The organism is Arthrobacter crystallopoietes, assembly GCF_017603825.1.
GTDB lineage: Bacteria > Actinomycetota > Actinomycetes > Actinomycetales > Micrococcaceae > Crystallibacter > Crystallibacter crystallopoietes_B.
In genome coordinates, this window is the sequence record NZ_CP072014.1 from 1984542 (window position 1) to 2010368 (window position 25827).

25 protein-coding genes are annotated in these 25827 nt (G+C 65.6%); 9 read left to right on the forward strand and 16 right to left on the reverse strand.

From position 1 onward, the window contains the following. The 3 genes from J5251_RS09170 (at position 1) to J5251_RS09180 (ending at position 3257) form a co-directional block, all read left to right on the forward strand. A complete protein-coding gene (locus J5251_RS09170) occupies positions 1 to 819 on the forward strand; it encodes an ABC transporter ATP-binding protein (protein ID WP_139005047.1) in 819 nt (272 codons plus the stop codon). Positions 820 to 831: 12 nt separating this feature from the next. Beyond that, the gene (locus tag J5251_RS09175; protein ID WP_139005048.1) at positions 832 to 1911 is read left to right on the forward strand and encodes an MBL fold metallo-hydrolase; all 1080 of its coding nucleotides are present in this window, start codon (positions 832 to 834) and stop codon (positions 1909 to 1911) included. Between the two features lie 185 nt (positions 1912 to 2096). Beyond that, the gene (locus J5251_RS09180; RefSeq protein ID WP_208575873.1) at positions 2097 to 3257 is read left to right on the forward strand and encodes an iron-containing alcohol dehydrogenase; all 1161 of its coding nucleotides are present in this window, start codon (positions 2097 to 2099) and stop codon (positions 3255 to 3257) included. 28 nt (positions 3258 to 3285) lie between these two features. On the opposite strand, the gene J5251_RS09185 is transcribed toward J5251_RS09180, so the two are convergent. Beyond that, positions 3286 to 4860, reverse strand: a complete 1575-nt coding sequence (locus tag J5251_RS09185) for a HAMP domain-containing sensor histidine kinase (RefSeq protein ID WP_208575874.1) — start codon at positions 4858 to 4860, stop codon at positions 3286 to 3288. 102 nt (positions 4861 to 4962) lie between these two features. Here J5251_RS09185 and J5251_RS09190 point away from each other — a divergent pair, with 102 nt between their 5' ends. Beyond that, positions 4963 to 5709: a response regulator transcription factor gene (locus J5251_RS09190; protein WP_208575875.1), complete on the forward strand. Its 747-nt coding sequence runs from the start codon at positions 4963 to 4965 to the stop codon at positions 5707 to 5709. Between the two features lie 101 nt (positions 5710 to 5810). Here J5251_RS09190 and J5251_RS09195 read toward each other — a convergent pair whose 3' ends face one another. The 11 genes from J5251_RS09195 to J5251_RS09245 all read right to left on the reverse strand — a co-directional run bounded on the left by J5251_RS09195 (position 5811) and on the right by J5251_RS09245 (position 16213). Next, complete coding sequence (locus J5251_RS09195) at positions 5811 to 6059, reverse strand: hypothetical protein (protein ID WP_208575876.1); 249 nt, start codon at positions 6057 to 6059, stop codon at positions 5811 to 5813. 33 nt (positions 6060 to 6092) lie between these two features. Further along, complete coding sequence (locus J5251_RS09200; RefSeq protein ID WP_208575877.1) at positions 6093 to 7346, reverse strand: heparan-alpha-glucosaminide N-acetyltransferase domain-containing protein; 1254 nt, start codon at positions 7344 to 7346, stop codon at positions 6093 to 6095. Between the two features lie 69 nt (positions 7347 to 7415). Then, positions 7416 to 10214 (reverse strand): PEP/pyruvate-binding domain-containing protein, encoded by a 2799-nt coding sequence (locus J5251_RS09205; RefSeq protein WP_208575878.1) that lies wholly within the window; start codon positions 10212 to 10214, stop codon positions 7416 to 7418. Positions 10215 to 10226: 12 nt separating this feature from the next. Beyond that, on the reverse strand, positions 10227 to 10616 hold the full coding sequence (locus tag J5251_RS09210) for a CBS domain-containing protein (RefSeq protein ID WP_139005060.1): 390 nt from the start codon (positions 10614 to 10616) through the stop codon (positions 10227 to 10229). A 33-nt stretch (positions 10617 to 10649) separates the two neighbouring features. Further along, on the reverse strand, positions 10650 to 11000 hold the full coding sequence (locus tag J5251_RS09215; protein ID WP_139005061.1) for a P-II family nitrogen regulator: 351 nt from the start codon (positions 10998 to 11000) through the stop codon (positions 10650 to 10652). Further along, complete coding sequence (locus J5251_RS09220; protein WP_208575879.1) at positions 10997 to 12475, reverse strand: DUF1538 domain-containing protein; 1479 nt, start codon at positions 12473 to 12475, stop codon at positions 10997 to 10999. The genes J5251_RS09215 and J5251_RS09220 overlap by 4 nt, the downstream gene beginning before the upstream one ends. Positions 12476 to 12492: 17 nt before the next feature. Next, entirely contained in the window at positions 12493 to 12810 is a 318-nt protein-coding gene (locus J5251_RS09225; protein ID WP_139005063.1) for a hypothetical protein, read from the reverse strand. A 231-nt stretch (positions 12811 to 13041) separates the two neighbouring features. Continuing rightward, the gene (locus tag J5251_RS09230; RefSeq protein WP_208575880.1) at positions 13042 to 13416 is read right to left on the reverse strand and encodes a hypothetical protein; all 375 of its coding nucleotides are present in this window, start codon (positions 13414 to 13416) and stop codon (positions 13042 to 13044) included. An 83-nt stretch (positions 13417 to 13499) separates the two neighbouring features. Next, positions 13500 to 15161 carry an alkaline phosphatase D family protein gene (locus tag J5251_RS09235; RefSeq protein WP_208575881.1) on the reverse strand — a complete coding sequence of 554 codons (1662 nt, stop codon included), beginning with the start codon at positions 15159 to 15161 and terminating at the stop codon, positions 13500 to 13502. A 70-nt stretch (positions 15162 to 15231) separates the two neighbouring features. Continuing rightward, positions 15232 to 15744 (reverse strand): pyridoxamine 5'-phosphate oxidase family protein, encoded by a 513-nt coding sequence (locus tag J5251_RS09240; protein WP_208575882.1) that lies wholly within the window; start codon positions 15742 to 15744, stop codon positions 15232 to 15234. 31 nt (positions 15745 to 15775) lie between these two features. Next, positions 15776 to 16213 carry a pyridoxamine 5'-phosphate oxidase family protein gene (locus J5251_RS09245; protein WP_208575883.1) on the reverse strand — a complete coding sequence of 146 codons (438 nt, stop codon included), beginning with the start codon at positions 16211 to 16213 and terminating at the stop codon, positions 15776 to 15778. A gap of 233 nt (positions 16214 to 16446) precedes the next feature. Here J5251_RS09245 and J5251_RS09250 point away from each other — a divergent pair, with 233 nt between their 5' ends. Beyond that, positions 16447 to 17418 carry a D-2-hydroxyacid dehydrogenase gene (locus J5251_RS09250; RefSeq protein ID WP_208575884.1) on the forward strand — a complete coding sequence of 324 codons (972 nt, stop codon included), beginning with the start codon at positions 16447 to 16449 and terminating at the stop codon, positions 17416 to 17418. Between the two features lie 18 nt (positions 17419 to 17436). On the opposite strand, the gene J5251_RS09255 is transcribed toward J5251_RS09250, so the two are convergent. The 3 genes from J5251_RS09255 to J5251_RS09265 form a co-directional block, all read right to left on the reverse strand. Continuing rightward, positions 17437 to 18012, reverse strand: coding sequence for a hypothetical protein (locus J5251_RS09255; protein WP_208575885.1), 576 nt, complete (start codon positions 18010 to 18012; stop codon positions 17437 to 17439). After that, positions 18009 to 19346, reverse strand: a complete 1338-nt coding sequence (locus J5251_RS09260) for a serine/threonine-protein kinase (protein WP_208575886.1) — start codon at positions 19344 to 19346, stop codon at positions 18009 to 18011. Before J5251_RS09260 ends, J5251_RS09255 begins: the two co-directional genes overlap by 4 nt. Before the next feature lie 125 nt (positions 19347 to 19471). Then, complete coding sequence (locus J5251_RS09265) at positions 19472 to 19930, reverse strand: DUF4383 domain-containing protein (protein ID WP_208575887.1); 459 nt, start codon at positions 19928 to 19930, stop codon at positions 19472 to 19474. A gap of 150 nt (positions 19931 to 20080) precedes the next feature. Between J5251_RS09265 and J5251_RS09270 the strand changes: the two genes are divergently transcribed. From J5251_RS09270 to J5251_RS09285, 4 genes are all read left to right on the forward strand, one after another. After that, a complete protein-coding gene (locus tag J5251_RS09270; RefSeq protein WP_244250876.1) occupies positions 20081 to 21703 on the forward strand; it encodes a molybdopterin-dependent oxidoreductase in 1623 nt (540 codons plus the stop codon). Between the two features lie 132 nt (positions 21704 to 21835). Further along, on the forward strand, positions 21836 to 22522 hold the full coding sequence (locus J5251_RS09275; RefSeq protein WP_139005072.1) for a fasciclin domain-containing protein: 687 nt from the start codon (positions 21836 to 21838) through the stop codon (positions 22520 to 22522). Positions 22523 to 22681: 159 nt separating this feature from the next. Further along, a complete protein-coding gene (gene sigK / locus J5251_RS09280) occupies positions 22682 to 23263 on the forward strand; it encodes an ECF RNA polymerase sigma factor SigK (RefSeq protein WP_139005177.1) in 582 nt (193 codons plus the stop codon). After that, a complete protein-coding gene (locus J5251_RS09285) occupies positions 23263 to 24030 on the forward strand; it encodes an anti-sigma factor (RefSeq protein WP_139005073.1) in 768 nt (255 codons plus the stop codon). The genes sigK and J5251_RS09285 overlap by 1 nt, the downstream gene beginning before the upstream one ends. Before the next feature lie 89 nt (positions 24031 to 24119). On the opposite strand, the gene J5251_RS09290 is transcribed toward J5251_RS09285, so the two are convergent. After that, positions 24120 to 25799: a thiamine pyrophosphate-dependent enzyme gene (locus J5251_RS09290; protein ID WP_139005074.1), complete on the reverse strand. Its 1680-nt coding sequence runs from the start codon at positions 25797 to 25799 to the stop codon at positions 24120 to 24122. Positions 25800 to 25827 lie beyond the last annotated feature (28 nt).

Genomic DNA, 25827 nt, shown 5'->3' on the forward strand with positions numbered 1-25827 from the left:
ATGACTGAAACAACCGTAAGCGGCCTGACAGCGGGATCGACTGACCGAGACGTTCTGCTGGAGCTGGAGAACCTGCAGAAGAATTACGGCGAGAACAGGATCCTTGCCGGCGTCGACTTCAGCATCTGCCGCGGAGAATTTGTTTGTGTGGTCGGCCCGTCTGGATCCGGCAAGACAACTCTGCTCCGGTGCATGGCCGGATTGTTGGAACCCAGCGGAGGCCGTACCGTGTTCGAGGGCGAGGAAGTCTCGGAACCGCCGGCCAAACTCGCCGTCGTTTTTCAGGACTACAGCCGCTCGCTGCTGCCGTGGATGACGGTGGAACAGAACATTGAACTGCCAATGCGCAACAAGTTCTCCAAGGCGGAGCGTCCGCAGCGGATCGCCCAGGTGCTCGAATCGGTAGGGCTGGCAGGCAAAGGGGCTCTGTATCCCTGGCAGATGTCCGGCGGCATGCAACAGCGGGCCGCCATCGCCCGTGGCCTGGCCTACCAGCCGGATGTACTCCTCATGGATGAGCCGTTCGCCGCCGTCGACGCGCAGACCCGGATTGATCTCGAGGACCTGGTCCTGAAGGTCCGGCGTGACTTTGATACCACCGTCGTCTTCGTTACCCACGACATCGACGAGGCCGTGTATCTCGGAGACCGGGTGATCGTACTTTCCGGCGCGCCCACCACCGTCAGCGAAAACATTGAAGTACCGCTGCCACATCCACGGCACCAGGTCACAACCAAATCGCTGCCCGAATACGCGAAGCTGCGCAGCCGCATCTTTGAACTCATCCAAAACGCCAAATCCCACGCTTCCATCCGCTGAAAGGACCATCCCATGAGCAGCCAGTACGTGCCGCTGACCGCAGAGCAAGCCGCCAAACACCGCACCCGGGTTACCCTCCTGGGCACCGCCGGCGGACCGCCGTGGTGGGACGGCAGCGACCGCAGCGGAATTTCCACCGCGATTACGGTCAACGACTCCGTTTATTTGATCGACTGCGGCGAAGGCTGGGGTCCGCAGTTCCGCAAGTCCGGTCTGGGCCCGTCGGGTTTCCAGAAGGGCCTGGACAACATGCGGGCCGTTTTCATCACCCATCACCATTCGGACCACATGGTCGACTACCCGAACCTGCTGCTGCTGGCTTGGCACAACGGATCGGACGGATTGCGGCGGCCCATCAAAGTGATCGGTCCGGGGGACCGGGGCATGCTGCCGCCGATCTTCGCGGAGGAAGAGCGCGAACACCTGCCGGAAGTGTTCAACCCGGAATCCCCGACTCCCGGGCTGGTTGAATCGACTGAACGGCTGCTGCAGGCCTACGCGCTGGACATTAACGACCGTATGCGGGACAACGCCAAGCAGGACCTGCGCGAAATCTTCGAGTTCGAAGACATCCAACTGCCGGCGGATACCGGAAGGGATCCCAATGGGGATCCCACTCCGCGGATGGAACCGTTCGAGATCTACCGGGATGAGAACGTGCGGGTAAGCGCGATCCTGGTGGACCACCGGCCGGTTTTTCCTGCCTTCGCCTTCCGCTTCGACACTCCCGACGGCTCGATCGTGATCTCGGGCGACACCGGGGTTTGCCGGAACCTGGTCACTATCTCCGAGGGCGCCGACATTCTGCTGCATGAATGCATCGACATGGACTGGGTGGATGGGTTGATGGGGCCGGACTCACCTAAACCGGATCCGAATTTGATGCAGCACATGTTGGCAGCCCACACCGCCATCGAACAGGTTGGACCCCAAGCCGAGGCAGCCGGCGTCAAGACGCTGGTCCTGACCCATCTGGTGCCCGGAAACACTCCCGTGGAGAAATGGGAAAAGGCGCAGGTCGGCTTCTCCGGAAACCTCGTGGTGGGGGAGGACCTGATGCACTTCGGGCTAGGCGCGCCTGCGGACGGCTGACCGCCACCAGCCAAAGGGCTGTTCGATTTCTGCAGCAATGACGACGCCGGTGCCTCCTCAGGAGGAGACGCCGGCGGCTTCATTTTGGTCAGACGGATGGGCATATGACGCTTCAGAAGGCAGGATGGAGTGCGTGGCCGGCGTCACACGCGGCATGCGTACTTTCAGCCAGAGAGGTTCTTTGTATGGTTTCTTCCATTGCACTGCCCCGCATCATGCGGATCGGCGGCGGAGCTGCCGGCGAGCTCGGCGGCGTTTTAGCCGGGTTGGGCCTTTCCCGGCCACTGCTCGTCACCGATGCGTTCCTGGTCAGCACGGGCGCAGCTGACCGGTTACTCGCCAACCTCAGGGACGCGGGGCTGGAGGGTGAGGTGTTTTCCGAAACCGTTCCGGACCCTACCACCGACTCGCTTATTGGAGGACTGGAAGCGGTTGCTGCCCACCGTGCCGATTGCCTCGTCGGCTTCGGCGGCGGCAGCCCGATGGATACGGCCAAGGCTCTGGGGCTGCTCTCGGCCCAGGGCGGCGAAATGCGCGACTACAAGGCGCCGCGGAACAACAGCGGCCCCGCCCTGCCGGTAATCGCCATCCCGACAACTGCCGGAAGCGGATCCGAAGCCACGCAATTCACGGTCATTACGGACAGCGCGACTGACGAGAAAATGTTGTGCACGGGCCTGGCTTTCCTTCCCGTGGCCACGATTGTCGACTATGAGCTGACCATCTCGATGCCTTCGAGGCTGACCGCAGATACCGGGGTTGATGCACTCACCCACGCCGTCGAGGCGTATGTCAGCAGGAAGGCGAACGCTTTCTCAGATGGCTTGGCTCTGACCGCTATCCGCACCATCGGTCGGAATATCCGTCGGGCGTATGCGGACGGCGCCGACCTTGACGCGCGTGAAGCCATGATGTTTGCCGCAACGCAGGCTGGCATCGCTTTTTCGAATTCCAGTGTGGCCTTGGTGCATGGGATGAGCCGGCCGATCGGGGCACACTTTCACGTGGCCCATGGCCTGTCCAATGCCATGCTGTTCCCAGCAGTTACAGCGTTTTCCGTGCATGCTGCCGCTGGCAGATATGCCGATTGCGCACGTGCCTTCGGGGCCGCGGGGCAGGGGGATCCCGACTCTTTGGCCGCTGACAAGCTGGTCGAAGCCCTTGCTGTCCTCTGCAAGGACCTGGATGTGCCTACACCCCAGAGCTACGGCATTGACCAGGAGAAGTGGGATGAAGTGACCCCGCTGATGGCACAGCAGGCGCTCGCGTCCGGGTCGCCGGGCAATAATCCTATAGTCCCCACAGCAAGCCAAATCGAGGATTTGTACGCCCAGATTTACAGCTGAGAACGATACGGGAGATTCGTCTTGACAGTCATCCCGCGGGCTGGGCGCCACTGCCCGGGAGGCGGACGGTGAACTCCGTCTTTCCTTCGCTGCTGCTGACGTCGATGCGGCCGCCGTGGGATTTCACGATGGCATCCACGATGGACAGGCCCAGGCCGTGGGTGCCGCTGCGGTCCGAGCGGGCGGTGTCCGCCCGGGTGAAGCGGGAGAAGATCTTATCGATAAAGTCCGCCGGAATGCCGGGACCGTCGTCGGCCACGGTCAGGACGGCAGCGCCGGGCTCGGCGGCAAGCGAGGTGACCACGGTGGTTCCGGCGCTGGTGTGTTTATGCGCGTTGGTCAGCAGGTTGATGAGGACCTGGTGCAGCTGGCCTGGGTTGGCCCGCACCGTCACGGGGTCGTCGGGCAGCTGCAGGACCCACCGGTGCTCAGGCGCGGCGGCGCGGATGTCGCTGACGGACTCAACCACCAGCTGGGTCAGGTCGACGTCGTGCTGTTCCGCCCGGTGTCCTTCCTCCATCCGCGCCAGCAGCAGCAGGTCCTCCACGAGTGCCGTCATGCGTTTGGACTCGGACTCCACGCGCGAGATGGAGGAGCGGCCTTCTTCGCTGAGGTTCTCGGTCAGCCGGATCATTTCGGAGTAGCCGCGGATGGCGGTCAGGGGAGTGCGCAGCTCGTGGCTGGCGTCGGCGACGAACTGGCGCAGCTTGGTCTCGCTGCGGTGGCGGGCGCTGAACGCGCCGGCAACGTTGTCCAGCATCAGGTTGAAGGCGTGGCCGAGGCGTCCCACTTCGGTGGCCGGGACCGCAATCCCGGCCGGCACGCGTTCGGCCATGGCGACTTCGCCTTCACCCAGGGGCAGCCGGGAGACGCGGGTGGCAACGCCGGAGAGTTGCTCCAGCGGGCGCAGAGTGCGGCGGATAATCAGCGTTCCCAGCAGCGCCGCTGCGGCCAGTCCGGCCGCGGATACCACTGTCATGGTCCGGGTCAGGGAGGCCAGAGTTTCCTCCTTGGCTATTAGCGGCAGGCCGGTAACGATGGTGTACTCGCGGTCCGGGTTGTAAGTCGCCACCAGCCGGTAGTCGCCCACCGAGAGCGTTCGGTCAACCGGCGGAACATCCAGGGCGAGGTCGTCGAGGATCTGTTCATCCGCCTTGGTCAGGTCCTGCCTGCCGCCGTCCGGCGTGAAGATGCCGGCGCCCCGGACACCGCGGTCCCCGATGCGGGCATTCAGCGTTCCCGCCCGGGAGCCTGGTCCGTTCAGCCGGGTCGCAACATTTTCCGAATCCTGGCCGCCGTCGTCGTATTCTTCGTCGTCCTCTTCGTGGTCTTCATCCGAGTCCCGGCGGAACTCTTCCTGCGACAGGTTGGCACGGGCGGAGGCCTGTGCCAACTGCTCGTCCAACTGCCCGGTCAGGAACGAGGTCATCGCGGCGTGCGCGGAGAGGCCCACTGCGAGGCAGATGGCGGCAAGCAGCGCCAGCGTGATCAGGACCAGCTTGGTGCGCAGCTGCCAGTTCCGGAACGGGCGCCATCCGCCGCTGCGCCGGTCGCCGGGGGCAGGCGCCGACGGCGGGCGGGAAGGCCGCTTGTCGCTCTGCATGGGCTTCTCTTTCAATCTGACCGCCGCACTGATGGGATGTAGTAACTGTAGTAGTTACTGTTGTCTCAGTATCCGCGCAACTTGATACCAGGGGGAGTAGGAATGGCGGCACAGGATCCCACCGAACTGGTCAGCGGGCTGCCCAAACTGAGGCATCCGGACGGCAGCCCGGTCCGGGCGCTGGTGGTCGACGACGAGCCGCAGCTTTCGGACCTGGTGCGGATGGGACTGCGGATGGCCGGCTGGAACGTGCACGTAGCCCACGACGGCCCGTCGGCCGTGAAAATTGCCCGCGATGTCCGCCCGGATGTGCTGGTGCTGGACGTGATGATGCCCGGGTTCGACGGCGTGGAGGCGCTGGTGAAGATCCGGGCATTCTCGCCCAATGTGCCCGCCCTGTTCCTGACCGCCAAAGATGCCGTGGCGGACCGCATCACCGGCCTGGCCGCGGGCGGGGATGACTACGTGACCAAGCCGTTCAGCATGGAGGAACTCATGCTGCGCCTGCACCGGCTGGTCCAGCGCTCCGGTGTGGCGGCAGCGGCGGCGGCCGAACTGGTGGTGGGGGACCTGGTCCTGAACCTTGATACCCGCGAGGTCACCCGCGCCGGGACGGACATCCAGCTCACGGCGACGGAGTTCGATCTGCTGCATTACCTGATGGACAACGTCCGCACGGTGGTCAGCAAGAGCCAGATCCTGGACCACGTGTGGAACTACGATTTCGGCGGCCAGAACAACATTGTGGAGCTCTACATTTCCTACTTGCGCAAGAAGCTCGACGCCGGCCGTTCGCCGATGATCCACACGGTCCGCGGTGTGGGATACGTCCTTAAACCAGCTGTTTGATAGCTGGACTGCGGGACGAAGTTGGGCCGATCCGGCGGTGCGCACGGGAATCGCAGGGCTGCCGGTCCGAAGGGGGCGGTTCGGACCGGCAAGACTGATAGCTACAGCGGCTGGGTGATGAATTCGAGCAGCCCCGGAATGACCGGCTCGATTTTCGTCACCCAGAGATAGATGCCGCAGGCGATCAGCCCTACGGACAGGACGGTCCACGTGAACCACGCCGATGACCAGAAATGCCCGCGGTTCCCCGTCCAGGGGGAGCCCTCGGGACCGGGGAAGTCCGTGGTCCTGCTGGTCCCGCTCGTCGTGGCCATGGCCCGTGCGCCGGGCTGCCGATGTTTGCTTGTCATGTGTTAACCCTGGAACCAGGCCATAAGCGGGTGCTATGGCGAACCTGTGAACGTGCTGTGTAGGGAAATGGGCCCGCGGGCCGCCTTGCTGACGGCGGATGCCAGCCGTTCCAGAGGACCGCGGCGTGCGGTAAGCCCGTAAGCGAGGCCGACGGCGCTGAAGAGGAGGACCTGGCCCCAGAAGAGCAGGCTTTCGGTGGCCGTGGTGTCGTTGCCGTTGATGAAACTCATCAGCAGCACGTGCGCAGAATAGAGCGTTAGCGTCATGGCACCTGGACCCGAGAGCACCAGCAGTCCGCGGCCGGCAACGCGGGCGAGCAGCAGGCACAGTCCCAGCACCATGGCCGCGCTGCCCATGGTGTTGAGCAGGTCCAGCGTAGTCCCGGTGTGCGGGGCGTCGACCGCCAGCCACCAGAGAGATGTCGTCTGGTCCACATCGGAGAGGTCCAGCAGCAGCCGTTTATTCCAGTCCACCAGATTCCCGCTATCGGTTTCCCCGGTGGCCAGCAGGGCATTTGCGCCGCCCAGGCCCTGGAGCAGGAGGGAGCTGGTCAGCTGCGCCGCGACGAGTACGGTGGCGCCTGCGGCGGCCAACCACAGCTGGACCCGGAGGGAATCCAGCGCCAACCGGCCCAGCAGCAGACCAAGGAGTACATAGTTCAGCCACTGGAACACCGGGTACGACCCGGTGAAAAAAAGACTGGAGAGCAACGCGGCCGGATCGGCCAGATTGGTCCAGTTCGGCTCGGTGTCAATGAAGGCATTGAAGGGAGCCTCATCAAGAAGCGGCCGCACGAGATAGGCAATGGCGGGGGAGAGCAGCGTCCAGGCGGCGGTGAAGACGGCCAGCTGCCGGATGCTCATTGTGATGAACGGCAGCGCAAGGATGAAGAGCAGTGCGTAGCAGACGAGGATGATGGCGATGTCGACCTCCAACAACCCCAGCGTCAGACCGACGACGGCGATGACGCCGGCCCGTGCCGCGATTCCGCGCCGGTCGGCTGAAACATTCCTTCCCCTGTGACCGTGCCGGCCTCCGCTGACCAGGGCCAGCCCGACTCCGGCCATCACCGCGAACAGCGCCGCGGACCGGCCGCTGAAAACCGCGGCGAGCCAGGACACCGAGCCCGTCTGCTCGTCGTACAGGTTGAAGACGTGGACGGCGATCATGCCGATCACAGCGATGCCCCGCGCGGCGTCCACGCCGGCGAGACGGGGTGTTTTGGGCGGCGGCCGATCGCCGGGGCCCTCGGACTGTTCGGTAGGTAAGCGCGATGAGAGTGTCATGTCCCCCAGCCTCCGGTGCCCGATTAAGCGGTCCTTGTGGCCTTTCTATGAACCGGCTGTGAAAGGCCGTCAGGTTCCGACGGTGATGGTGCCCGCCGCACCGTCGACCGTGATGGTATCGCCCGTGGCGATGCGGGTGGTGGCATCGGGGACGCCGACGACGGCGGGGATCCCGTACTCCCGTGCAACGACGGCGCCGTGTGAAATGGGTCCGCCCATCTCCATGACGAGGGCGCCGGCGGTCAGGAACAGCGGCGTCCAGCCGGGATCGGTGGACGGGGCGACGAGGATTTCCCCAGGCTCCAGGTGGGCGCCGGCCGGGTCCAGAATGACCCGCGCCTTGCCGGTCACGGTGCCTGCCGAGGCTGGTGCTCCGCTGAGGGTTCCGGGTGGAAGGTGCGCTCCCGCCGTCGTTGTTGCGGAAGCGCGGGCGCCCATGGCGGCCTCGACGTCCGTGCCATCGGAGAGGAGGAGCCGGGGGATGCGGCGGCGGCGCAGCTCGCGGTTGTAGGTGCGGCGGCGTTCAGCGGCGAGTTCGTGCAGGTCTGCGCCGCGCAGGCCCACGCGGGCTTCGGCGAGGTCCAGGAAGAAGATGTCGCCGGGGCTGGCGATCCGGCCCTCGTCTGCCAGCACTGTTCCGACCTGCCGGAGCTGGGCGCGCAGGGCGGCGAGGGCCACGATGAGGCCGAACTTCGGGTACTCGCGCCGGCCCGCGGTGGTCCTCACCCGGCGCAGGCCGTAGGACACGAGCCTGCCGCGGATCCGGCCTCTGCGCCGCGCGCGCTGGGCCAGTTCGGCGGCTTTGGCTTCGGCGGTGGCGGCGGCGCGGGCGAACTGCCGGTCCGGTGCCTGGTCCGGCTCGCTTAGGCGCAGGTAATTCGCGAGCACATTAATGATGTGGGCGGGCTCCTCGGACCAGCGCGGGATGCCGATATCGATCTCCGCCACGGCGCGGTGGCCGTACTTATTCAGGAACGCGGCCAGCTCGTGCTGAGCGGTCGCGGGGAGTGAGCCTGCGGCATAGCGCCGGGCGAGCTCCTGCGGGTCCTCATCCGTGAGGGCGCGGGCTGCCTCGTCGTCGTCGCGGATGATGGTGGCGGCATGCCAGAGCTCTAGGTCCATCTGCGTGGTCACGTTGTCGGGCAGCCCGCGCAGGACCGCCTGCAGGTCACCGGGTTGCACCAGCGGACCCAGCAGCCAGCGCACGATGCCCAGCCAGATGTAGCCGGCCGCAGGCGGCGGAAGCTGCTTAAGCAGGCCTGGCGTGATCATCCCGCCGAGCGTACGTTCGACGAAGTCCAGCCGCCGGGCGGGCGTGGCCGGCTCGGGCAGCACCAGCATCCGGTGGAATTCCTGCTCGGCCCGCCTGCTGCGTTCCAGTGCGGCCGCCGGCCGGACCAGGCCGTTGAGTACTTGGGGAATCATCGCCAGTTGCGGCACGGACTTCAGCGATCCTCTGAGCGACCCCTTGAGCGCGCCCAGTTTCGGCCTGCGGATGATGGAGAACCTCGGATCCTCCATCAGGTACCGCAACGCCCCGACCGAGCGGGCATCGGCCGCCCTCATCGCGGCAGGGAAAATGCGCCGTCCGGCCTTGTTGCGCAGCACCGGCGTCACATCGACGAAGAGCCGGAGCCCGGCTTGGCTGTAGCTGAAGGGGACCGGCGCGCCGTAGGTCCCGCCGGCCGGCCGGTAGGCGTCGGCCAGCACCTGGAACGCGGACAGCCCCATCGGCGTCAGCGGCCGGGTGAGCCCCTGCAGCAGGCTCGCGCAGAGGTAGGCGCGGGTGGCGCCGTCGCTTCCGCCGTCGTCGCTCGCGTTCCCGTTGCTGCCCTCGCGGCCTGTAGCGGCGGGCGCGGGCAGCGGGTACAGCGTGGTGATGGGGCGCGACTGCACCAACTGGATCGCGCCGTCGGGCCCGAAGGCCCATTCCAGATCCTGCGGCTGCCCGAAGTGTTCCTCCGCGCGGGCGCCGAGCGCAGCCAGCGCCAGGACCTGCTCATCGCTCAGGCACGCCTCGCCGCTGCCGGAGGGGTTGTCGCCCGCTGTCCGCCCAAGGTTGTCGCCGAGCGTCTGCTCAAGGATCCGTCCGCTGGCGGTGTCCACCACGAACTGGTCCGGATTCACGGCCCCGCTGACCACAGCCTCGCCCAGCCCGGATGCCGCATCGACGACGGCCTCGTGGCGCCGGCCGGTGAGCGGGTTGGCCGTGAACAGTACGCCGGAAACCTCGGCGTCCACCATCTCTTGGACAACGACGGCGATGCTCACCGAACGCTGGTCGATGCCGTTATCGCTGCGGTAGGCAACCGCCCGTTCCGTCCACAGCGAGGCCCAGCACCGGCGGACCGCATCCAGCAGCGCGTCCTCGCCGGCCACGTTGAGGTAGGTGTCCTGCTGGCCGGCGAAGCTGGCATCCGGCAGGTCTTCGGCCGTGGCGGAGGAACGCACCGCCACGGCCAACCGGCCGCCGTCGTTGTTCCCGAGCTCCGCGTAGGCAGCGCGTACGGCATCGGCGATGTCGTCCGGCATGGGGGCGGCTTCCAGCGCGGCGCGCGCACGTTCCGCCAGCCCGGCCAACGCGGCGACGCCTTCGGCGGAAGTGTCCCGGTTCGCGCCGGCGCTTGCCCCGCCACCCGCGCCCGCCTCCAGTTCAGCCAGGACCGCATCCAGGCCGGCCTCCGCCGCGACCCGCTGGTACGCCGTCGTCGTAATGCAGAATCCTTCCGGCACCGGCAGCCCCGCGGCGATGAGCACGCCGAGGTTGGCCGCCTTGCCGCCCACCCAGGCGAGCATCCCGCCGTCGAGCTTTGCCAGCGGGAGGACGGTTCCGGGCCGGTCCAGCAGGTGCCGTGCCGCGCTGTTCATCACTAAGCTCCTCTAAATCAGATCGTCCATCAGCCGGGCGAGGATGTCGTTCATGGCAAGCAGGCCGATCAGCGTGTTGCCCTCCACCACCACCATCCGGTTCAGGTGGTAGCGGCTCATCAGCGCCGCGGCCTGGTGCACGGAGAGATCCTCGCCCACGGTGATCACCGGTTTCGACGCGGCGTCGTACACGTTGAGCAAGTCCACATCGCCCTCCTCGGCAACCACGGTGCGCAGCAGCTCGCTGTAGGTCAGCAGCCCCCAGGAATCGTGGGGGTGCTGGCGCTCCACCACCAGGCTTTTCACCCGGCGGCCTTTCATCATCGCGAGCGCATCGCGCAGGGTGCTGTAAGGGGAGATGGTGACGATGTTGCGCACCATGACATCCTTGACGGTCAGCATGTGGTTCCTCCTGTGATCTCGTGTTCTTCAACGTCAGGTGTCTTCACGGCGCATGTGCTCCTCGAATTTGGCTACTTGGCGCAGTTCGATCCCGGTCAAGTGCTCGATGGGAATGCTGAAGGCGAGGCCGCGGGAATCGCCGTCGTCGACCAGGATGGTGTGCAGTTCCTTCAGGATCGAGGTGGACAGGTGCGAGCCCACCACCATCAGCAGCACGGACTGCGATCCCTCGAACGTCAGCCCGAAGAACGTCCGCTTGGATTCACCGCCAATGCCTTTGCCCGGCAGGATGGTCACACCTGTGGCGCCGGCACGCTGGGCGTGTTCGATGACCCGGTCCTCAAGATGGTCCGGGGCGATGACGACAATGGCGGTGAATTTCATGAGGTTTCCTTCCGCGGAGTGGGAATTCGTTCCAGGAGCATGGCGTAGAGCAGCACGGAGATGATCGGGAAAATGGACGCGAAGGCGATGAGCCCGAAGCCGTCCATCAGCGCATCGCGGCCCTCGAGCGCGGTCGCCAGCCCGATGCCCAGGGCGGTCACGAGCGGGACGGTGACTTCCGACGTCGTGACCCCGCCGAGGTCGAAGGCGAGGGCAACAATGTACTTGGGCGCCAGGAAAACCAGGACAACGACGACGCCGTAGGACGCCATGACGTAGTAGTGGAATGGCCCGCCCACGAGAATGCGGTAGACGCCCAGCGCGATGCCCGCGGCCACCCCGACGGCGACGACGATGCGGATAGCGGAGCCGTTGAGCCTGCCGCGCGAGGCGTCCTGGGCCTGGCTGCCGATCGCCACCAGCGCCGGCTCGGCCATGGTGGTGGCGAAGCCGATCAGCAGTGCGAAGAGCAGGATGAGCACGGGCACGTCGCGCGCGATCAGCTGCTCGGCCATCTGCGTGCCGATGGGGAAGAGCCCGATTTTGAGCCCGACGACGAAGGCATACAGGCCCACCAGGACCATGACGAAGCCGACCAGCACGCGCACCGGGTGGGCGATTTTGTGCTTGAGCACCAGGTAGTGGAAGAACAGGACCACCAGCACGATCGGCAGCACATCGCGCACGGTCTCGGCCAGCCCGAGGGCGAAGTCCGCCGCCCAATGGCCGGACCCGGCCCCGGGCGCGGTGGCAACGGCTCCGGTGTTGCCGAAAGTGTAGACCCAGACCCCGTACAGCTGCACGCCGATAATCGGCACCATCACACACAGTGCCACCAGGCCGAAGCCGTCCGCCAGCATGCTGCGCCCCCTGATCGAGTTGGCCAGACCCAAGCCGATGGCGGCGATCATCGGTACGGTCACGATGTTGGTGGTAACGCCGCCGGAATCGTAGGCGAGGCCGACAATCTCATCCGGTGCGATGAAGGTGATCGCCAGGGCCAGTGCGTAGCCGCCGATCAGCAGCCGGTGTACCGGCCAGCCCCGCAGGATGCGCAGCAACCCCAGGACCAGGACGAAACCCACGGACACCGCGACAACCACGCGCAGCGTCAGCCCGTTGATCCTGCCTTCGCTGACAATCTCGGCCTGTTCCGCGACGGCGATCAGCGCAGGCTCGGCGACGGCGGCCGCAAACCCGATGGCGAAGCCGAAGGCCAGCAGCGGCCCCAGCGCACCGCGGCGGGTGAACTGGTTGGCGATGTTCTTGCCCACCGGAAAGACACTGAGGTCCAGGCCCTGCAGGAACATCGCGATGCCCACGCCCACAATCAGCAGCCCAACCACCAGCTGCAGGGGATCCTCGGGCAGCCCGCGGAAGACCACTAGTTGGAACACCGCGACCACCGCCACAATAGGCAGGAGGTTCCTCATCGCCTTCAGGAATTCGCGGGCGAAGCCGGTGAGGTGTTCCATCTCGTCTCAGGACTTGCCTACGTGGCCTGCGCGTCCTGCCCGGTGTCCGCCCACAGCACGTCCAGGTTGCGGAAGACGGGCGGCCCGTCGCACAGAGCGGCGAACTTCTGGGCGAATTCGGAAGTCTCCGGTCGGGCCGAATTTTCCATGGCCGACTCATACGAGTCGAACTCCACAATGGTGTAGTAGCTGCCGGGCCGGTCCCGGTCCGCGGTGACCTTTACTCCGCGGAAGGAGGCAGGCGTGCTTCCTTCCGCTCTCGAGGGCGTCCCTAGTTTTTCGATCTCCTCGATGCGCGAGGTCTTGAACTCGATGATCTGCACAAAGCCAGCCATGACGGTTCCTTATTAGCGGTGGATGCTGATGCGCATCACGCTAGACCCAGCGGGGGAGCGGCGCAATAGTTGATGTCCCGGGCCACCAGGTGGCTGACCGCCCGGGACAAATCCCCCAACAGCCACAGATCAAGCGAACGGTCCCGATCAATGGTTGCCGGGCAGGAGTGGGGTCCTTCCCGGCTCCTTACATGATCGGGGCAGCATCCCTCGCTAACGCTCAAGGAAAGCTCAAGTTTTGTGCAAGAAACCGAAATCCGCCAACTGCACGATGCTCCAGCGCCCTACCTGCTGCCGCTCGCCGGGGCTGAACCGCACGGATGCGTCCGCCGCCAGCTCTTCCAAGGCTCCGCTAGGCCCGGCGTCCTTTGGCGCGGTCGTCGGACCGTCCTCTTTCTCCGCCGGGGTACTTGTCCGCTCCGCCGGCGGCATATAGGTATGCACCAGCTCCCAGTTGCCCTCGAGCAGCTCGTGGTTATCCAGCGCCTCAGCCAACTGCGCAGCCAGCAAACCCTCGGCGCCACGGTAGACGAAAACGGGAGGCGGGGCGCCGCCGTCGTTATTGGGGGTTTCTGCTGCCGCGAAATACTCACCCTGAATGCTCATGCGAGCAGTGTAAGCACACACATAACGACGGCGACAGGCCCTCCCGCGCTTCCGGTACCAGCTCCTGCCGAGCCGTCAGCAGCTTAGGCCCCGCGCGGCGGGAGGGTCACGGCCGCGACCTCCTGCACCCGGGGACGGTCGTGGTCGCCATTCTCGACGACGCCGCTCTGCCACCAGAACTTCAGCCCGTCCGGGGTGTCTTCGAGGCCGGCCAGGTTGTTGTCGAACCACGGGCCTTTGATGGTTTGCCAGCTGAACGGCGGATCGGGCACCTTTGCCGAGCGCGCCATCAGGGCGCCCACCGGGCCGGCCACTCCATAGGACATGATGGCGGTGAAGGAACGGATCATCCGGGGCAGAGGGTTGCGGATCGGCGAGCAGACCGCCTGCACAATGCGGCTGCCGGCGGGCCGCTGTACCTCGGCGACGTAGGAGAAGTGCACGTCGCCGGACAGGAACGTGACGGTTTCCGGGGCCGGACCGCGCTCGCCGTCGGCAACCTCGAGCACCATGGACGCCACCTCCTGGAAGCTCTTCTGGAACGCGCCCCAGTGTTCCAGATCGATGGCCTGGCGCAGTTTCTCCCCGAGCTTCGCGGCGGGCTTGCCCCAGACCCCTTCAGAGAGGGCCTCGTTCCAGGACTCGAGGTGGTGCAGTCCGGTGGGCAGTAGGAACGGCAGCGAGGTTGCCACCAGCACATGCCTGAAGCCGCCCTGCAGCCGGCCGTCCAGCCACGCCATTTCCTTGTCGTCCAGCAGCGAACGGTGTTCGGGCTCCAGCACGCGTGCCGCGCGGGAGTCCAGCACAATCAGGCGCACGCCGCCGATATCGCGCGAAAAACTCCACCGGTAGCTCTCGGGATAATGGTCCGCCTTCTCGGCAAAGGCATCCAGCGTCTCGCTCAGATCCAGTTCCTTCTCGCCGTGATGTTCGGCAACCAGCCTCCAGACGACGTCGTCGGCCCTTTGCTGCGGGGAAAGATTGCCCAGGTGCTGGTAGACCCAGTACGAGGCGAGCCCGGACACGATCCTGCCGTGCCACCAGGAGGTCTGCTGCATCTGCTGCTTCCAGGTCTGCGAGGCGTTCCAGTCGTCGCGGATGTCATGGTCGTCGAAAATCATGGCGCTCGGCAGGGTTGAGAGCAGCCACCGGTTGGCTTCGTCCGACCACGCGAGGTTGTAGAGGTGCGCGTACTCCTCGTAATCCTTGAGCTCCTCGCCGGGAGGCTCGCTCATATCGCGCCGGGCCCGGATGAACTCCTGCATCTGGTCGCTGGTGGAATCGGCGTAGACCTGGTCGCCCAGGAACAGAAGCAGGTCCGGCCAGGACACGTCGCCGCCCTTGGCCATATGCAGTGCGTAGGCGCGCATGGAGTCGACGCCGTGGGTGCGGTTGCCGTGCTTGTCGTGCGGCACGCTGGTGCGGCAGGTGCCAAAGGCCAGCCGCAGTGGCTTGTCCGGCTTGAGCGTTGCAATGCACGACGGCGGGAATTCGGCTCCCGCTGCCGGCCAGACTTCCTCGCCGTCGATCTCCACGGTGTAGGGAGTGACGCTGCCCGGCTCCAAGCCGGCTACTTCCACGAGCGCGTAGTGGTGGCCGTGTACGGCGAACGTCCGGGCGTTCCACGATTGCCCGCCGGCCCTGACATCAACCCGCGCGGCGTCGCGCGTTTCCACCCAGATACTCGCGGTCGTCTGGTCCACGTACCGCATCATCGGGCCGAGCACGAGGGGCGATGTCGTCATGCATCATTTGTACCTGCCCAAGCGGCCCGCGGCTACTCAATTAGCCTTCCTGAAAATCGGCCGCCATGCTTTAGCGTTCCAGCTTGAACTCTTCCGCCAGGGCAATGCGTCGGCCACTGATCTGCGAGGGCGTGATTTCCACATAGGTGGTTTTGACCGAAGCTGTCCAAGGGCGCAGGGACAGTTGCTCCGCCGTCGTTATTTCTGCTTCGGTGGTGAGCTCATGGATGGTGCCCTTGACTACCACGCTCCAGACCGAGTGGAGGGAGCGGCCGTCCGCTTCCAGTGCCACCCTGTTATTGATGGCCATCGAGACCAGTTTGGTGCCTTCCATGGTGCGGATCAGGATCCGGCGGTCGTGGGCCAGGAAGTTGACTGGGTAGAGCTCCGGCCTGTCCGCCACGCTGACGGCCAGCCGGCCGAGCATCGTGCCGATCAGCAGGTCCCAGCATTCGTCCTCGGTCAGTTCGATGACGGGGTTGTCCGGATCCGGAATGGCAGGCAGGCTCGCGTGTGGCTCGTTGCCGGCCGGGCCGTCGTCCGTATGGATGGTCGACGGCGGGCCGTTGTGGTGCCGTGGCATGGGGTATTTCCTTTCGGCAGGCATGGCTGGCTCAGTCATCGTTTTCGGGTCCGACGGCGATGCGCCGCCCCGTGAGTTCCGAGGGTTCCAGCTCCAAATACAACACCCTGCGGGTAAGGGTCCAGGGTTTGAGCTGCCGGCGCTCGACCGCCAAGATCTCATCAGGGCCGGTCAACTCGCGCAGCCTGCCCTTGGCCATCACGCTCCAGACGGAGGAACCGCTACGCCCATCTGCCTCCAGCACTACACGGTGCTCGGCCCGGCGGACGATGTCCCTGACGTGTTCGGACCCGTGGAGCAGAATGCTCTTCTCCGCCGCCCAGAAGTTGACCGGAATGACGTCCGGCTCATTGCGGTAGCTGACGGCCAGCCTGCCCAGCGTCGTGCCCTCGAGGAGATCCCAACATTCGTCCAAGCCCAGCCGGAGGGTCGGATTGCCGGCGTCAGGCATCCGCAGATCTTCGCTCATGGCGCCACTTTGCCATGAAGCGGCCGCGCTGGATAGGGGAGGAGATGAACCCTTCAAGAGGAGAGTGCCGGAAAGTTTGTTGGCCTTTTTTCTGCTGCCTCCACCCCGTGGTGTGTGCGGGGGCACCAATTGTCATAGCCCGCGGCAGTGCCATCCAGCGGCGGCGCGGGGCAAGGCAATTTGTGTCAGATTTCCGCCTTCTGCAGGCCGGCGTCGTCAATTAGATTGAACGGATGAACGCAAAGCCCATAGTTACCGTCCTTGCAGGGGACAGGCCCGTCATCGGACTGGAGAAGCTGCAGGAGCACGCGGAGTTCAGGATCACGGACATAGAAGGCCTGGGAACCGCGCTGTCCGGGGCGGAGGTGCTGTATATGTGGGACTTTTTCGCCGAGGGACTGCAGGACGTGTGGCCGAACGCGGACGCGCTGAAGTGGATCCACGTCCCGGCAGCCGGTGTGGACAAGTTGCTATTTCAGGAGCTCGTCGAATCGGACGTGATCGTCACGAACGCCCGCGGCATCTTCGACCGGCCGATGGCGGAGTTCGTCCTGGGCGGCGTCTTGCACTTTGCCAAAGGATTCGGACTGGCCGGTGAGCGGCAGCGCCGGCAGCAGTGGAAAAGCTGGCCGACAACGGAAGTTGCAGGGGCACGGGTTCTGGTCGCCGGCACCGGGAGCATCGGCCGTTGTACCGCCAGGCTCCTGCGCGCCGTCGGAATGGACGTCGATGGTCTGGGCCGCACCGCCAGGACCGGGGACCGCGACTTCGGCACGGTGCACGCGAGCGCGGACTTTGCCAAGGTGGCCGGTGGGTATGACTACGTGGTGCTTGCCGCCCCGCTGACATCGGCTACAGAGCGAATGGTCAGCCGAGCGGTCCTGGAATCGATGAAGTCCTCTGCCGTGCTGGTTAACGTGGGCCGGGGCAGGCTGGTGGACCAGGACGCCTTGGTCCAGGCTCTGCAGGCCGGGCGGTTGGGCGGCGCCGTGCTCGACGTCTTCGAAACTGAGCCACTGCCCCAAGACCATGAGTTGTGGCAGCTGGACAACGTCCTCGTTACTCCGCATATGTCAGGTGATTCGCAGAACTGGCTGGACGAACTGTCCGCGCAGTTCGAAAGCAACTTCCATGCCTGGCGGCAGGGGAAACCGCTGGCCAATGTGGTGGTCAAGCGGCTCGGCTTTGTTCCGTGGGACCGTTAGCCAGAGGTCACGTCTGCATCAGTGGTGTCCGTGATCTGAGTCGTCTCGTTCGTCTTCCCACCGGTCCCGTGACTCATCCAGCCGGTCCTCCCATTGATCCCGGGCCTCGTCCTGTTGGTCCTCCCAGCGGTCCTGGTCTTCGTCATCCCAGGTGTCCCTGCCGTGGTCGTTGTCCCACTGTTCCCGGTCCTCGGTCCCCTCGGGGTTCCGCCAATCTTCCCGCTCATGGGAGAAGGTGTCCTCGGGGGCCGGAAGTACTGGCGTTTGGGCCACGTCCGGCTGGGCGGTTTCCCCCGCCAGCACTTCCAAATCGTTGCGGACCGCGGCCAGCGCTTTCGCAGCTTTCTGCTGCATTTCCGCCGCGATGTGCCCGTCCGTGGCCGCCTTCTCCAAGTCCTTCTCCAGCAGGCCAACTTCGTTCAGGGCAATGGGAAGGTTCTGCTCTGATGCCAGCTGTTTGATGGTGCTGGCCCGTTCCTGCAAGGTGTCGAGGGCCTTTGCTGCCGCATCTTCCTGCTGGGCGCAACCTGCCAGCACCGCTGCGGTGACTAAGCCGGCCAGGAGCGTTCGGGTGAGGGCTGCCGGCCGGTTCATGGTGTGAGGCTTTCTTGGAGCTGCTGCAGGTGCGCGTCCAGTTCCGCAGGCACTGAAGGAGCGGGCGCTTGCACGGGAGCGGACCTCCCGGAGGTGGCGATCACGGCACCGAAGATTAGCGCCGCAACCATGAGGAGCAGGGCCGCCGTCGCCAGGCCTAGTTGCAACATGGGCGGCTTTCGTTTGCCCCGGGTCCGGGCGACCGCGGACCTGGACTGCGCTGGTCGATCAAGCCCATCGACCGGGGCCGGTTGCCCCGCCGGCCTTTCCGGCAGGCCCCGCCAGGGCAAGCCTTGGGTGGCGTTGGTCATTTGGCTCGTCTTCAGGACGGGCAGTGCGATGTGTGCTGTCGGCGGTTCTGGGCCGATGCGGGTACCGGCCGAAGGCACGGCAACGGTACCGGAACCGGCTCTTGCAGCGGCGGGTGCCTCGCTGCCGGAAATCATTCGGAGGGCCTGGGCGGCTTCGACGGCGACAGGCCGATGCCGGGGGTCCTTGGCCGTCATGGCTTCAAGAAGTCCGGCCAGGTCCGGGCCGAGGTTCCCCGGTATTCTAGGTGGGTGCGCCAGCCTGGCTCTGGCCGATGCCAAGGGTGGGCCGGGATATTCCAATTCGCCCGTGAGACACTGCAGCAGCACCAGGCCAAGAGAATAGACGTCCGAAGGAGCTCCAACCGCTGCGCCGGTCACCTGTTCGGGACTGAGATAGCCGGCGGTGCCCAATGTGGTCCCGGAGGGGGCCAGCGGCATTCCGTTAATCATTCTGGCGATGCCGAAATCAGCGAGCTTGGGGTGCGGAGCTTCGTCGTCAAAGTAGCGGGCCATGACGATATTGCCCGGCTTAACATCGCGATGGACGATGTTGCGCCGGTGGATGTAGTGAAGGGCGGAAGCCAGTTCGGCGCCGAGCCGGACCGTTTCCAGCTGATCCAGCGGTCCGGCATCGAGGTAGCGTCCGAGGTCGACCCCCGGGATGAGTTCCATAACGAGCCAGGACACGGTCCCGCCGTCGAAAGGGGAGCTGCCGGCATCGTAGAGGGTGACCAGACCCGGGTGGTTCAGCCGGGCCAGCGTCGCGATTTCCTCGTGGTGCCAACGGAGCCGTTCCGGGTCAACGGGATCCGGGCGGTAAACCTTGAGTGCCACCTCGCGGCCAAGGACTTCGTCGCAGGCCCGGTAAACCGTTCCCATGCCACCCAGCCCGATGACCGGACCCACTCGGTAACGGCCGCCCAGAAGACGATCCGAGGTACCCGGAACCGGGTGGTCCGTCATCAGATTCCCCGTCGTGTCCGGCGAGGTTCTGGTCGCAAAGACGCCGTCTTTAGCTGTCATAGCCGTCCGCTCCCTGCAGCCAGAAATGCTGTCTGGCTTTGCTCGCGTATTTCCCCATGCGGGGCTATGAGTAGGACCTTAGGCGGCCAACCTATGAAGAAGCTGTGACAGTCCTTTGTCCCGTTTCAGGCCTTGGTTGCTGTGTGGCCACGTCCCAGGAGGACACCGAGGCCGAGCATGGCGACACCGAGGACGAAGTGCAGCCAGTTATCGGCCGTGTTCAGCGGAACGAAGTTGGCCGGGGACTCGTGCCCGATGACCAGCCCGTAGATCCACAGCACCAGGTAGATGGCGCCGCCCCAGATGAGGTAGCTCCGGGAACCGGACCAACTCCGCGACAGCGCCAGACCGACGGCGCCGAAGAGCAGGTGCACGATATTATGCAGGATTGAAACCTGGAACAGTCCCAGCAGCATGGCACCGGACTGGTGTCCGGCGAAAGTGAGCTGATCGACCCCGCTGGTAATGCCCGGAACGAAGCCCAGGATCCCGACCAGCAGGAATACCGCGCCGACGGCCAATGTAACTGTCTGAACACTGGTCCGCTTGCCCTCACGGATACTGGTTTGATCTGACGTAGTCATGATGCTCTTCCTCTCTGATGGACTTGCTTCCCGGCGGCCGCCTGTTTGTGTGGACTCGCCTGTCCGGTATTCGGAGCGGATGCGCAGGTGGTTTGGACGTTCCTTGAAGATTCGGCCAATACTTTTGCTCCGCGGCTACGAATACCGGGTGTGAAGAAGCTCAAGAGAATCCCCTTGTCCGTCCTGGCCGCAGCGCTCGCCGGACTGGTTTCGGCCGGAGTGCTGCTGGGCGTCGCCCAACTGGCCGGCGTCTGGTTCGGTCCGGCCGCGTCGCCGCTGGTCGCTCTCGGCGCGGCCTTCATCGATTTCACCCCGGCCTGGCTGAAGAATTTCGCCGTCGAAACCTTCGGCACGGCGGACAAGGCCGTCCTGTTCATCGCGATGGGCGTGGTCACGGCGGTACTGGCCTGCCTGGTCGGATTGCTCGCCAGGCGCCGCTGGACGTGGGGCGCCGCGGCAGTGATACTGCTGGGCGCAGTGGTCGGTGCCGCCGTAATCACCCGGGCTGGGGCCGGTGTCCAGGATCTAATCCCGACGGCGGCAGGCACCCTTGCTGGACTCGTTTCGCTGCGGCTGCTGGAGCGCCGCATTCCGGAGGCAAGAGAAACCGGGGCGGCTGTTGGTCCCGCTTCGGATGTTCCGGCAGATCCGGACGTTCCGAACAGCCTGCCGGCGCAGGCTGCCCCCGCTGCCTCCCGCCCGCCCACAAGACGTTCCTTCTTTGCCGCAGCCGGTCTGCTCGCCGTGACCGCCGCCGTCCTGGGGGCGGGCGGCAGCGCGCTCGCCGGTCTGCGCAATAGCGTGGAGGATTTCCGTAAGGCGCTCCGGCTGCCCTCACCGTTCCGCAAGGCTGAACCACTGCCGGCCGGTGTCCATGCACCCGTAGAGGGGGTGGTCCCTTTCGTCACACCCAACGCGGACTTCTACCGGATCGATACGGCGCTGGCCGTGCCCCGGATTGATCCACAGACCTGGCAGCTGCGCGTGCACGGCATGGTGGAGGAAGAGTTCACGATGTCCTTCCAGGAGCTGCTGGATTCCGAACTGCTGGATTCCTACGTGACGTTGACCTGCGTCTCCAACCCTGTCGGCGGGGACCTGGCCGGCAACGCCAAGTGGCTCGGCTATCCGCTGGCAAAGGTGCTGGAACGCGCCCGCCCGCTACCCGGCGCGGACATGGTGCTGTCCACAAGTGTCGACGGCTTCAGTGCATCGACGCCGCTGGAGGTGCTGCGCGATGGCCGGGATGCGTTGCTCGCGGTCAGCATGAACGGCGAACCGCTGCCGCTGGACCACGGTTTCCCCGTACGGATGGTGGTGCCCGGGCTCTACGGCTTCGTTTCGGCCACCAAGTGGGTGGTGGATCTGGAGGTCACAAGGTTCGAGGATAAGACGGCCTATTGGACGGACCGTGGCTGGTCCGAGCGTGCTCCCATCAAGGCAGCATCACGGATCGAAGCCCCGCGGCCGTTCGCGCGTGTGCCGGCAGGAAAGGTCGCGGTCGGCGGCACCGCGTGGGCCCAGCAGCGCGGTATCGAACGGGTGGAAGTCCAGGTGGACGAGGGGCCCTGGCAGGAAGCCGAGCTGGCAACCGAAGCCACGGTGGATACCTGGCGCCAATGGTCGTTCAGCTGGCAAGCCGAGCCCGGGCAGCACTACCTGCGCGTCCGGTCTTATGACGCGGTGGACGGACTGCAGACCGATGAGCGGGCGGACCCGATTCCCAACGGCGCCTCGGGCTGGCATTCCATCAACGTCACCGTGGAACCCTGACCGGTCCCAAAGTTTTTTCCGATCTCATCCAATCCATCCCGGCACCGGTTCCGAATACATCATGACAGCCCGGGAGCGTTGCTTTCGGAACAGGAGGCGGCAGGAGCCGCGCCACCCTCAAGGAGAAAAGCCATGTTGAAGAACAGCAGCAGGAACTTTGCAGCACTCGGAATGATCGCAGTGGCGACCCTCGGCCTGTCCGCCTGTGGCGGTGGGTCCGAGGAAACGGACAACGCCGGCGCGGCCCCCGAATCCACCACCGGATCCGAGTCGACCACAACGGAGTCCATGGCCCCGGAGTCCGGCGAAGCCATGGATCCGGCCGCCAACCTTGTTGGCCCGGCCTGCGCCGATTACGCGGCTGCGGTGCCGGACGGCGCGGGGTCCGTGGCGGGCATGGCGAAGGACCCGGTCGCCGTCGCCGCCTCCAACAACCCGATGCTGACCCAGCTGACGGCAGCCGTTTCCGGCAAACTGAACCCCAAGGTGGATCTGGTGGACACGCTTAACAGCGGCGAGTTCACTGTCTTCGCGCCGGTGGATGAGGCCTTCGGCGCCATCCCCGCCGAGACGCTGGAAAGCCTCAAGACCGATGACGCCACACTGAGCACCATCCTGACCTACCACGTGGTGGAAGGACAGCTGAGCCCGGACGAGATCGTCGGTGAACACACCACCGTGCAGGGCGAGTCCGTCGAGGTCAGCGGCAGCGGCGATGAACTGATGGTCAACGACGCCAGCGTTGTCTGCGGCGGCGTCCAGACCGCCAACGCCACGGTCTACATGATTGATTCGGTCCTGATGCCGCCGGCCAAGTAGCCGGAAAAGCTCCGCCAGGGGAGCGGAATGGGGAGAACGACGGCGGCAGCCCCGCCTGCCGCCGTCGTTCATCGCCTTACGTAGGTTTTGGAAATGCAGGGGCCGACACAGGAACCAAGGAGGTGCGGAGTGTCCGACGGGCGTGAGAACCTTGAATCAATGCGAATGCCATGGCTGCGGCCCGTGGGGCCGGACGCCCCGCCGACACAGGAGGAGCTCATCCGGCGCGTGGCGCTGGGGGACGAATCCGCGTTCGAATCGCTCTATGACTCGGTGTCGCCCACCATCTTCGGGCTGGTGCGCAGGGTTGTCAGGGACCCGGCCCAAAGCGAGGAAGTCACGCAGGAAATCTTTGTCGAAATCTGGCAGAACGCGGCCCGGTTCGACGCGGACCGCGGCAAGGCCCTCTCCTGGATCCTGGTGATCGCCCACCGGCGGGCCGTGGACCGGGTACGGGCCAGCCAGGCCAGCATGGACCGGGACCTGCGCCAGGGGACCAAGGAATACCAGGCCAGCTACGACGACGTCGCGGATACAGTTGAACTGCGGCTGGAATCGGAACGCGTGAACAAGGCGCTGGCCAGCCTGACGGACAGCCAGCGCGAGGCGATCACGCTGGCCTACTACGGCGGCCACACCCACCGGGAGGTTGCCACGATGCTGCACATTCCGGTGGGAACAGTAAAGACGCGGATCCGCGATGGCATGATCCGCCTACGGGACAAGTTGGGAGTGGCGTGATGGACGAGCAGCTGCATCTTTTGACCGGCGCGTACGCCCTCAACGCCTTGGACAACGACGAACGCGATGCCTTTGAACGGCACGCCCTAGGCGCTGTGGATACCCGCGAGGAAGTCCGCGGATTGAGCGAAACAGCCGCCATGCTGGCCTACGGCACGCCCGCCGTCGCCCCGCCGCCGGAGCTCAAATCCAAGGTTATGGCCTCCATCCGCAACACTCGCCAGCTGCCCGTCGACGCAGTGGTCGCCGACCTCGATACGAAACGCAGCGAGAAGAAGGCCAGAAGTACGACGGCGGTGCGCTGGCTCAGTGCCGCGGCCGGAGTTCTGCTGGTGACCACGGCAGCGCTGGGTGGCTGGGCCGTGGGCGTCTCCAATGACCAGGAACGGACCGAGCAGCGCCTCCAGGCGCTGGCAGAGCAGCAGAGCCAGGTGATGTCGGTCCTGACGGCGCCGGATGCCAAGATGATTCCGGGCCGGATGCCGGACGGTGCCGCGGTGACCATCGCCTTGTCCGCGCAGGCCGACAAGGGCGCAGTCATCACGCACGACCTTCCTCAGCTGGAGCAGGACCGGACCTACGAGCTCTGGCTGATCTCGGACGAGGGCGCCCAGCCTGCGGGCCTGATCCAAGGTGACGCCGCGGGGCAGACCAGCATGAGGCTGCTGGAAGGCGTCTCCGATGCCACCCATCTGGGCATCACGGTGGAACCTGCCGGCGGATCGCCCCAACCCACCACGGATCCGATCATGCTGCAGGAGCTGTAGGCGGATCCGGTCTGGCTACCAGCCATTAAGCGAAGCGGGCGGCCACCGAAAGGTGACCGCCCGCCGTCGTGAGTCGGACCGAGCAGGGCTCAGTAGGCGCGGACCCGCTGCTCGACCACGAGGTGGATGAGCGCGAAGGTCTTCTGCTCGTCGATCGCCTTCAGGGCCGCTTCGAGGGCGGCGGGCACATCGGCGTCGTTCTCTACCTTGATGCCGAAACCACCGAAGGCCTGGGCCATCAGCGCGAACTCCGGGTTCTTCAGCTGGGTGCCGGAGATCCGGTCCGGGTAGTGCCGCTCTTGGTGCGTGCGGATGGTGCCGTATTCCTGGTTGTCCATCACGATCACCAGCGGGGTGGCGCCGTACTGCGCGGCCGTGGCCAGCTCCTGGCCGTTCATCAGGAACTCCCCGTCGCCGGCGATGGTGACGACGCGGCGGCCGGGGTGTGCCAGCGAGGCGGCGATGGCGGACGGGATCGAGTAGCCCATGGAACCGTTGCGGGCGCTGAGCATCGAGGCGTACTGCTGGGTGGGGAAGTAGCGGTGCGCCCAGTTGGTGTGCTCGCCGGCGCCCAGCGTGACCATAGCGTCTTCGGGCAGATCGCGCACCAGGTTGGCCATCAAAGTGTCCATCCGGGCCTGGCCGGCCGAGGGCTCTGCCGGCGGCAGCGCGGCGAACTTCTCCTGCTCGGCGCGCATGCGCTCGGTCCAGGTCTTCCATTCCGGCTTGACCGGCAGATCCATCATCACCAGGTCGCGGACGAAGACATCCGGCTTGGCAACGATCTGGTGGGAGACGGCGCCGGAACGGCCGCGCAGGGAGGAATCAATGGTAACGAGGAAGTTCTTCTTCGACCAGTCCTGCCGGACCAGGAAACCGTCGGTGATCACGTCGCCCGGGACGGTGCCGACGAAGATCAGCAGGTCCGTTTCTTCCAGCAGGTCGTACGTGGGCTTGGGCCGGCCATAGCCGATCGGGCCGACGTAGGACGGCGAATCGAACGGAACAATGCCTTCGCAACGCCACTCTGCCGCAGCGGCAACATGGTGGTCCTCCAGCCAGTTGGACAGCGCCGTTGCGCCCTCCTGGGTCCAGTCGTTGCCGCCGACCACGAACAGCGGCTTCTCGGCATCCTTCAGCGCAGCCTTCAGCGCCTTCCAATCCGTGACGGTCATGCCGCCGGTTGCTACGGGGATCTCCGGGTGCAGCGTGGGGTTGATCTGCTCGCGGATGATGTCTTCCGGCAGACCGACGACGACGGGGCCCGGGCGTCCGCTCATGGCGGCGAACATGGCTTCGGCGACGATTTCGGACGCCCGCTCGGCGTGGTCCAGCACCATGACGCGCTTGGCGCCGGTGTCGAACCAGGACTTGATGTCGAACTCCTGGAAGGCCTCGCGGTCCCGGTGCTCGAACGGAATCAGCCCGACAAAGAGGACCATCGGGGTGGAGTCCTGCCATGCGGTGTGCAGGCCGACGTGGGCGTTTGCGGCACCCGGGCCGCGGGTGACCATGGCGATGCCGGGCACCTGGTTCATCTTGCCGTCGGCTTCGGCCATGTAGGCGGCGCCGCCTTCGTGGCGGCAGACCACGGTCTCGATGTCGGACTCATGCAGGCCGTCGAGGACATCCAGGAAGCTCTCGCCGGGAACCACATAGGTGCGCTTCACTCCGTGTGCGACCAGCGTGTCCACAATGACGTGTCCGGCTGACTTCAGCAGCGGCTGCTGCTCCTTGGTGTCGGCTGGTTCCACGGTCAACTGCGTCATGGGTGTCCTCTTTCGTCTTTGAATGAAC

Excerpts from the sequence above, each read along its gene's own strand:
- J5251_RS09255 (WP_208575885.1), bottom strand. The coding sequence starts at position 18,012 with ATGAACCGGCCGGCAGCCCTCACCCGAACGCTCCTGGCCGGCTTAGTC.
- sigK (WP_139005177.1), top strand. The coding sequence starts at position 22,682 with ATGCGAATGCCATGGCTGCGGCCCGTGGGGCCGGACGCCCCGCCGACA.
- J5251_RS09205 (WP_208575878.1), bottom strand. The coding sequence starts at position 10,214 with ATGAACAGCGCGGCACGGCACCTGCTGGACCGGCCCGGAACCGTCCTC.
- J5251_RS09265 (WP_208575887.1), bottom strand. The coding sequence starts at position 19,930 with ATGACTACGTCAGATCAAACCAGTATCCGTGAGGGCAAGCGGACCAGT.
- J5251_RS09185 (WP_208575874.1), bottom strand. The coding sequence starts at position 4,860 with ATGCAGAGCGACAAGCGGCCTTCCCGCCCGCCGTCGGCGCCTGCCCCC.
- J5251_RS09170 (WP_139005047.1), top strand. The coding sequence starts at position 1 with ATGACTGAAACAACCGTAAGCGGCCTGACAGCGGGATCGACTGACCGA.
- J5251_RS09190 (WP_208575875.1), top strand. The coding sequence starts at position 4,963 with ATGGCGGCACAGGATCCCACCGAACTGGTCAGCGGGCTGCCCAAACTG.
- J5251_RS09235 (WP_208575881.1), bottom strand. The coding sequence starts at position 15,161 with ATGACGACATCGCCCCTCGTGCTCGGCCCGATGATGCGGTACGTGGAC.
- J5251_RS09215 (WP_139005061.1), bottom strand. The coding sequence starts at position 11,000 with ATGAAATTCACCGCCATTGTCGTCATCGCCCCGGACCATCTTGAGGAC.
- J5251_RS09220 (WP_208575879.1), bottom strand. The coding sequence starts at position 12,475 with ATGGAACACCTCACCGGCTTCGCCCGCGAATTCCTGAAGGCGATGAGG.
- J5251_RS09260 (WP_208575886.1), bottom strand. The coding sequence starts at position 19,346 with ATGACAGCTAAAGACGGCGTCTTTGCGACCAGAACCTCGCCGGACACG.
- J5251_RS09250 (WP_208575884.1), top strand. The coding sequence starts at position 16,447 with ATGAACGCAAAGCCCATAGTTACCGTCCTTGCAGGGGACAGGCCCGTC.
- J5251_RS09195 (WP_208575876.1), bottom strand. The coding sequence starts at position 6,059 with ATGACAAGCAAACATCGGCAGCCCGGCGCACGGGCCATGGCCACGACG.
- J5251_RS09290 (WP_139005074.1), bottom strand. The coding sequence starts at position 25,799 with ATGACGCAGTTGACCGTGGAACCAGCCGACACCAAGGAGCAGCAGCCG.
- J5251_RS09285 (WP_139005073.1), top strand. The coding sequence starts at position 23,263 with ATGGACGAGCAGCTGCATCTTTTGACCGGCGCGTACGCCCTCAACGCC.
- J5251_RS09210 (WP_139005060.1), bottom strand. The coding sequence starts at position 10,616 with ATGCTGACCGTCAAGGATGTCATGGTGCGCAACATCGTCACCATCTCC.
- J5251_RS09275 (WP_139005072.1), top strand. The coding sequence starts at position 21,836 with ATGTTGAAGAACAGCAGCAGGAACTTTGCAGCACTCGGAATGATCGCA.
- J5251_RS09175 (WP_139005048.1), top strand. The coding sequence starts at position 832 with ATGAGCAGCCAGTACGTGCCGCTGACCGCAGAGCAAGCCGCCAAACAC.
- J5251_RS09180 (WP_208575873.1), top strand. The coding sequence starts at position 2,097 with ATGGTTTCTTCCATTGCACTGCCCCGCATCATGCGGATCGGCGGCGGA.
- J5251_RS09230 (WP_208575880.1), bottom strand. The coding sequence starts at position 13,416 with ATGAGCATTCAGGGTGAGTATTTCGCGGCAGCAGAAACCCCCAATAAC.
- J5251_RS09200 (WP_208575877.1), bottom strand. The coding sequence starts at position 7,346 with ATGACACTCTCATCGCGCTTACCTACCGAACAGTCCGAGGGCCCCGGC.
- J5251_RS09225 (WP_139005063.1), bottom strand. The coding sequence starts at position 12,810 with ATGGCTGGCTTTGTGCAGATCATCGAGTTCAAGACCTCGCGCATCGAG.
- J5251_RS09240 (WP_208575882.1), bottom strand. The coding sequence starts at position 15,744 with ATGCCACGGCACCACAACGGCCCGCCGTCGACCATCCATACGGACGAC.
- J5251_RS09245 (WP_208575883.1), bottom strand. The coding sequence starts at position 16,213 with ATGAGCGAAGATCTGCGGATGCCTGACGCCGGCAATCCGACCCTCCGG.